Raw genomic sequence first — 6,093 nt, 5'->3', positions numbered from 1 at the left:
GGAGAGCGGGATTTATTTTAAAATAAATATTGCAGATGAGAAAAAGATTGTTACCTTTGCAGCCCGGTTCGGAAGAACGGAACGCCAGTTAAGCCTGGCATATTGAAAGGCAAACAAGGAAAGAAGAGAGCTTCAAAAAATAAAATTTATTTTATTTGGAAGTTTGGAAAAGTTCCTTACCTTTGCACTCCCGACCGAAAGGAGGGGTAAAAAATCGGAACGGCGGATGTCGGAAAGATAGAAAAAAAAGATTGAAACAGACGTAAACACGTTTAAGACTAACAAGACTTGAACGAACTGAAGTTTGAAGATATATAAGTGATCGGCCGTGAGGTTTACCAGATCAATAAGTTCTTAAAAGAGATGTCAATGTAGCGTAGCGAGGTAATGGAGTACTGATCAAAGTACATGATTACGTAGCTTTATTTTAAAGGTGGTGTCTAACAGACAACATAACAAAAAGAAGACTATTTTTAACAATAGTTAAAACTGGTCAGCATCTTACAACACATTTTACAATGGAGAGTTTGATCCTGGCTCAGGATGAACGCTAGCGGCAGGCCTAATACATGCAAGTCGAACGAGATTATCCAGCTTGCTGGATTTGAAAGTGGCGCACGGGTGCGTAACGCGTATGCAACCTACCTTAATCAGGGGGATAGCCCGGAGAAATCCGGATTAACACCGCATAAAAACACAGGATAGCATTATCCAATGTTCAAATATTTATAGGATTAAGATGGGCATGCGTGTCATTAGCTAGTTGGCGGGGTAACGGCCCACCAAGGCGACGATGACTAGGGGATCTGAGAGGATGACCCCCCACACTGGTACTGAGACACGGACCAGACTCCTACGGGAGGCAGCAGTAAGGAATATTGGTCAATGGAGGCAACTCTGAACCAGCCATGCCGCGTGCAGGAAGACTGCCCTATGGGTTGTAAACTGCTTTTATCCGGGAATAAACCTCTTTACGAGTAAAGAGCTGAATGTACCGGAAGAATAAGGATCGGCTAACTCCGTGCCAGCAGCCGCGGTAATACGGAGGATCCAAGCGTTATCCGGATTTATTGGGTTTAAAGGGTGCGTAGGCGGCCTGTTAAGTCAGGGGTGAAAGACGGTAGCTCAACTATCGCAGTGCCCTTGATACTGATGGGCTTGAATGGACTAGAGGTAGGCGGAATGAGACAAGTAGCGGTGAAATGCATAGATATGTCTCAGAACACCGATTGCGAAGGCAGCTTACTATGGTCTTATTGACGCTGAGGCACGAAAGCGTGGGGATCAAACAGGATTAGATACCCTGGTAGTCCACGCCCTAAACGATGAACACTCGCTGTTGGCGATACACAGTCAGCGGCTAAGCGAAAGCGTTAAGTGTTCCACCTGGGGAGTACGGTCGCAAGATTGAAACTCAAAGGAATTGACGGGGGCCCGCACAAGCGGAGGAGCATGTGGTTTAATTCGATGATACGCGAGGAACCTTACCCGGGCTTGAAAGTTAGTGAATGATTTAGAGATAGATCAGTCCGCAAGGACACGAAACTAGGTGCTGCATGGCTGTCGTCAGCTCGTGCCGTGAGGTGTTGGGTTAAGTCCCGCAACGAGCGCAACCCCTATGTTTAGTTGCCAGCACGTTATGGTGGGGACTCTAAACAGACTGCCTGTGCAAACAGAGAGGAAGGAGGGGACGACGTCAAGTCATCATGGCCCTTACGTCCGGGGCTACACACGTGCTACAATGGATGGTACAGAGGGCAGCTACATAGCAATATGATGCGAATCTCACAAAGCCATTCACAGTTCGGATTGGGGTCTGCAACTCGACCCCATGAAGTTGGATTCGCTAGTAATCGCGTATCAGCAATGACGCGGTGAATACGTTCCCGGGCCTTGTACACACCGCCCGTCAAGCCATGGAAGTTGGGGGTACCTAAAGTATGTAACCGCAAGGAGCGTCCTAGGGTAAAACCGATAACTGGGGCTAAGTCGTAACAAGGTAGCCGTACCGGAAGGTGCGGCTGGAATACCTCCTTTCTGGAGTAGACTCACCTACTCGCCACGCAACATGATATTTCGATAAGGTATAAGGTTAAAGGAAAAAGACTAAAGCTGAAAGGCGTGTCTTGATACTTGATACTGAATACTTTTAAAACACAAGAGAAAAAAGAAACACCCAGAAGAAAACGGTGGGCTACTATATAAGGTAAGCTTAACGGAGACAAGAAGGGGAAGCCAAAGGAAGCAGTAGCGGTAAGATACTATATACTGCAAACACATGCTTACCTGAAAACAAGAAGTCCCGTAGCTCAGCCTGGTTAGAGCACTACACTGATAATGTAGGGGTCTCCAGTTCAAATCTGGACGGGACTACCATTGAAAGTCATAAGTCGTGAGTCTTAAGTCTTGAGTCTTTCGGACTACAGACTGTTGACTACAGACTAAGGACTAATACTCTGGGGGATTAGCTCAGCTGGCTAGAGCGCCTGCCTTGCACGCAGGAGGTCAACGGTTCGACTCCGTTATTCTCCACATTTGAGCATTAAAGCTTAAAGACCAAAGCAGAAAAGCTTTAAAAAAACATAATACACACCTTATTATCGGGATAGATAATATACATTGACATAAAGATTAAGAAAAGAAGAAACGCCATGGGGCACATACGATGAAAAAAGTATGAAACGGTTCGAGACCGCAGTTTTTACTAATAAGGAATAAGCTATAGGCTTAGGTTAGGGCACATTAAACCCTAAACCTTTATACCCTCAGCCTTATACCTTAATAAAGTTCTTTGACATATTGGAAGAAGTTAAAAAAGAAGAGCAAACAACAATAGGCGACTGTTGTGTTTGTGCTCACCAATCGGAGTAGCAATACGAAGATAGGTATGAGACATCATAACAAGAGCAAAAAAAGCATACCATATGGCGCAAAAGGCATATGAGTAGAAGAAAGTAATAAAGAGTACACGGGGGATGCCTTGGCTCTCAGAGGCGATGAAGGACGTGATAAGCTGCGATAAGCTTCGGGTATTTGCAAATAGGAATTAATCCGAAGATTTCCGAATGGGGCAACCCGGCATGTTGAAGACATGTCACATATAATGAGCAAACCTGCCGAACTGAAACATCTAAGTAAGCAGAGGAAGAGAAAATAACAATGATTTCCTAAGTAGTGGCGAGCGAAAGGGAAAGAGCCCAAACCTACTTTGTTACGGCAAAGTGGGGGTTGTAGGACTGCAACATGGCATTAGCAAACAGAAGTGGAATGGGATGGGAAGCCCAGCGATACACGGTGATAGCCCGGTACACGTATAGAATGCTAGCTTAGCAGTATCCTGAGTACCGCGAGGTCGGAGACGCCTTGTGGGAATCTGCCGGCACCATCCGGTAAGGCTAAATACTCCTGAGAGACCGATAGTGAACCAGTACCGTGAGGGAAAGGTGAAAAGAACCCCGAACAGGGGAGTGAAATAGAACCTGAAACCGTGTACTTACAAGCGGTCGGAGCGTCCAGGTGGCGTGACGGCGTGCCTTTTGCATAATGAGCCTACGAGTTACTCTTCTCTGGCAAGGTTAAGTGCTTCAGGCACGGATCCGAAGCGAAAGCGAGTCTGAATAGGGCGTATAGTCAGAGGAGGTAGACGCGAAACCTTGTGATCTACCCATGGACAGGTTGAAGGTGCGGTAACACGTACTGGAGGACCGAACCGATAAACGTTGAAAAGTTTCCGGATGATCTGTGGGTAGGGGTGAAAGGCTAATCAAACTGGGAAATAGCTCGTACTCCCCGAAATGTTTTTAGGAACAGCGTCGACGTTGAGTTATATAGAGGTAGAGCTACTGATTGGGTGCGGGGGAGTCAAATCCTACCAAATCCAGACAAACTCCGAATGCTATATAATATAGTCGGCAGTGAGGCGCGGGGTGCTAAGGTCACGCGCCGAGAGGGAAAGAACCCAGACCATCAGCTAAGGTCCCCAAGTTACAGTTAAGTTGAACTAACGAGGTCCGATTGCACAGACAGCTAGGATGTTGGCTTGGAAGCAGCCATTCATTTAAAGAGTGCGTAACAGCTCACTAGTCGAGCGATCGGGCATGGATAATAAACGGGCATTAAATTGTACACCGAAGCTATGGGATTGAAATATATCGGTAGGGGAGCATTCTATCGGCAGCGAAGGTATCTGGTAATGGGTGCTGGAGCTTATAGAAAAGCAAATGTAGGCATAAGTAACGATAAGGCGGGCGAGAAACCCGCCCACCGAAAGGATAAGGTTTCCTGATCAACGCTAATCGGATCAGGGTTAGTCGGGACCTAAGGAGAACCCGAAGGGGAAATTCGATGGACAACTGGTTAATATTCCAGTACTTTTTATAACTGCGATGTGGGGACGGAGTAGTGACACTGCCGCGATCTGACGGAATAGATCGTTAAAGGCTGTAGGTATTAGAGTGGTAGGCAAATCCGCCGCTCTAGCTGAAAGTCGATAGTACCAAGAGGCTTCGGCTAATTGGATAGCGCAGGTAATCAGACTTCCAAGAAAAACCGCTAAGCTTCAGGTTATAAAAACCCGTACCGCAAACCGACACAGGTATCCGGGAAGAGGATTCTAAGGTGCTCGAGTGAATCATGGCTAAGGAACTCGGCAAAATGGCCCTGTAACTTCGGGAGAAGGGGCGCTGGCAGCAATGTCAGCCGCAGTGAAAAGGCCCAGGCGACTGTTTAACAAAAACACATGGCTTTGCAAAATCGAAAGATGAAGTATAAGGCCTGACACCTGCCCGGTGCTGGAAGGTTAAGAGGGGATGTCATCGTAAGAGAAGCATTGAATCGAAGCCCCAGTAAACGGCGGCCGTAACTATAACGGTCCTAAGGTAGCGAAATTCCTTGTCGGGTAAGTTCCGACCTGCACGAATGGTGTAACGATCTGGGCGCTGTCTCAGCCATGAGCTCGGTGAAATTGTGGTCCCGGTGAAGACGCCGGGTACCCGCAACGGGACGGAAAGACCCCATGCACCTTCACTACAATTTAACATTGACATTGGATACAGGATGTGTAGGATAGGTGGGAGGCTTTGAAGCGGCGTCGCTAGGCGTCGTGGAGCCAACGTTGAAATACCACCCTTTCTGTATTCGGTGTCTAATCCCTCTAAGAGGGAGACATTGTTTGATGGGTAGTTTGACTGGGGTGGTCGCCTCCAAAAAGGTAACGGAGGCTTTCAAAGGTAAGCTCAGTACGCTTGGTAACCGTACGCGGAGTGCAATAGCATAAGCTTGCTTGACTGTGAGACAGACAAGTCGATCAGGGTCGAAAGACGGATATAGTGATCCGGTGGTTCTGCATGGAAGGGCCATCGCTCAAAGGATAAAAGGTACGCTGGGGATAACAGGCTGATCTCCCCCAAGAGCTCATATCGACGGGGAGGTTTGGCACCTCGATGTCGGCTCGTCACATCCTGGGGCTGGAGAAGGTCCCAAGGGTTCGGCTGTTCGCCGATTAAAGTGGCACGCGAGCTGGGTTCAGAACGTCGCGAGACAGTTCGGTCCCTATCTGTTGTGGGCGTAGGAATTTTGAGTGGGGCTGACCTTAGTACGAGAGGACCGGGTTGGACTAGCCTCTAGTGAATCTGTTGTTCCGCCAGGGGCATTGCAGAGTAGCTACGCTGGGAATAGATAAGCGCTGAAAGCATCTAAGTGCGAAACTAGCCACGAGATGAGAATTCCATATAGGACCGTAGCAGACTACTACGTTGATAGGCTATAGATGTAAAGCTGGCGACAGCACAGTCGAGTAGTACTAATCATCCGAAGCTTTCAAAGCAAACAGACTGTTGTTTGTTCTTCAAACTAACTTCTTTCAATAATATGTCATTTCAGGCTGAATAGCTGAAAGAGCAAAGACCAAAGGCAGATTATGCTTTAGTCTTTAAGCTTTCTCCTTTAAGCTTTAAATAAAAATATTCAGGTGCCTATATCGGTGGTGTCCACCTCTTCCCATTCCGAACAGAGAAGTTAAGCCCACCAGAGCCGATGGTACTGCGGTAACACGTGGGAGAGTAGGTCGGTGCCAGATCTTAAAAAGAAACCCTT

The 6,093-nt window shown here is 47.3% G+C and carries 2 tRNA genes and 3 rRNA genes; all 5 read left to right on the top strand.

From position 1 onward, the window contains the following. Positions 1-515 precede the first annotated feature (515 nt). The 5 genes from IM793_RS24560 (at position 516) to rrf (ending at position 6,076) form a co-directional block, all read left to right on the top strand. Positions 516-2,037, top strand: a 16S ribosomal RNA gene (locus IM793_RS24560). Positions 2,038-2,298: 261 nt separating this feature from the next. After that, positions 2,299-2,376: transfer RNA gene (locus IM793_RS24555), tRNA-Ile, on the top strand. An 82-nt stretch (positions 2,377-2,458) separates the two neighbouring features. Beyond that, positions 2,459-2,532: transfer RNA gene (locus IM793_RS24550), tRNA-Ala, on the top strand. A gap of 416 nt (positions 2,533-2,948) precedes the next feature. Continuing rightward, positions 2,949-5,823: ribosomal RNA gene (locus IM793_RS24545) — 23S ribosomal RNA — on the top strand. Positions 5,824-5,964: 141 nt separating this feature from the next. Next, positions 5,965-6,076: ribosomal RNA gene (gene rrf / locus IM793_RS24540) — 5S ribosomal RNA — on the top strand. Together the 16S, 23S and 5S rRNA genes with 2 tRNA genes alongside form the textbook arrangement of a ribosomal RNA operon. Positions 6,077-6,093 lie beyond the last annotated feature (17 nt).

This window comes from Pedobacter sp. MR2016-19, from assembly GCF_014947265.1.
Lineage (GTDB): Bacteria > Bacteroidota > Bacteroidia > Sphingobacteriales > Sphingobacteriaceae > Pedobacter.
This window is presented reverse-complemented; position numbering and strand designations above follow the sequence as displayed.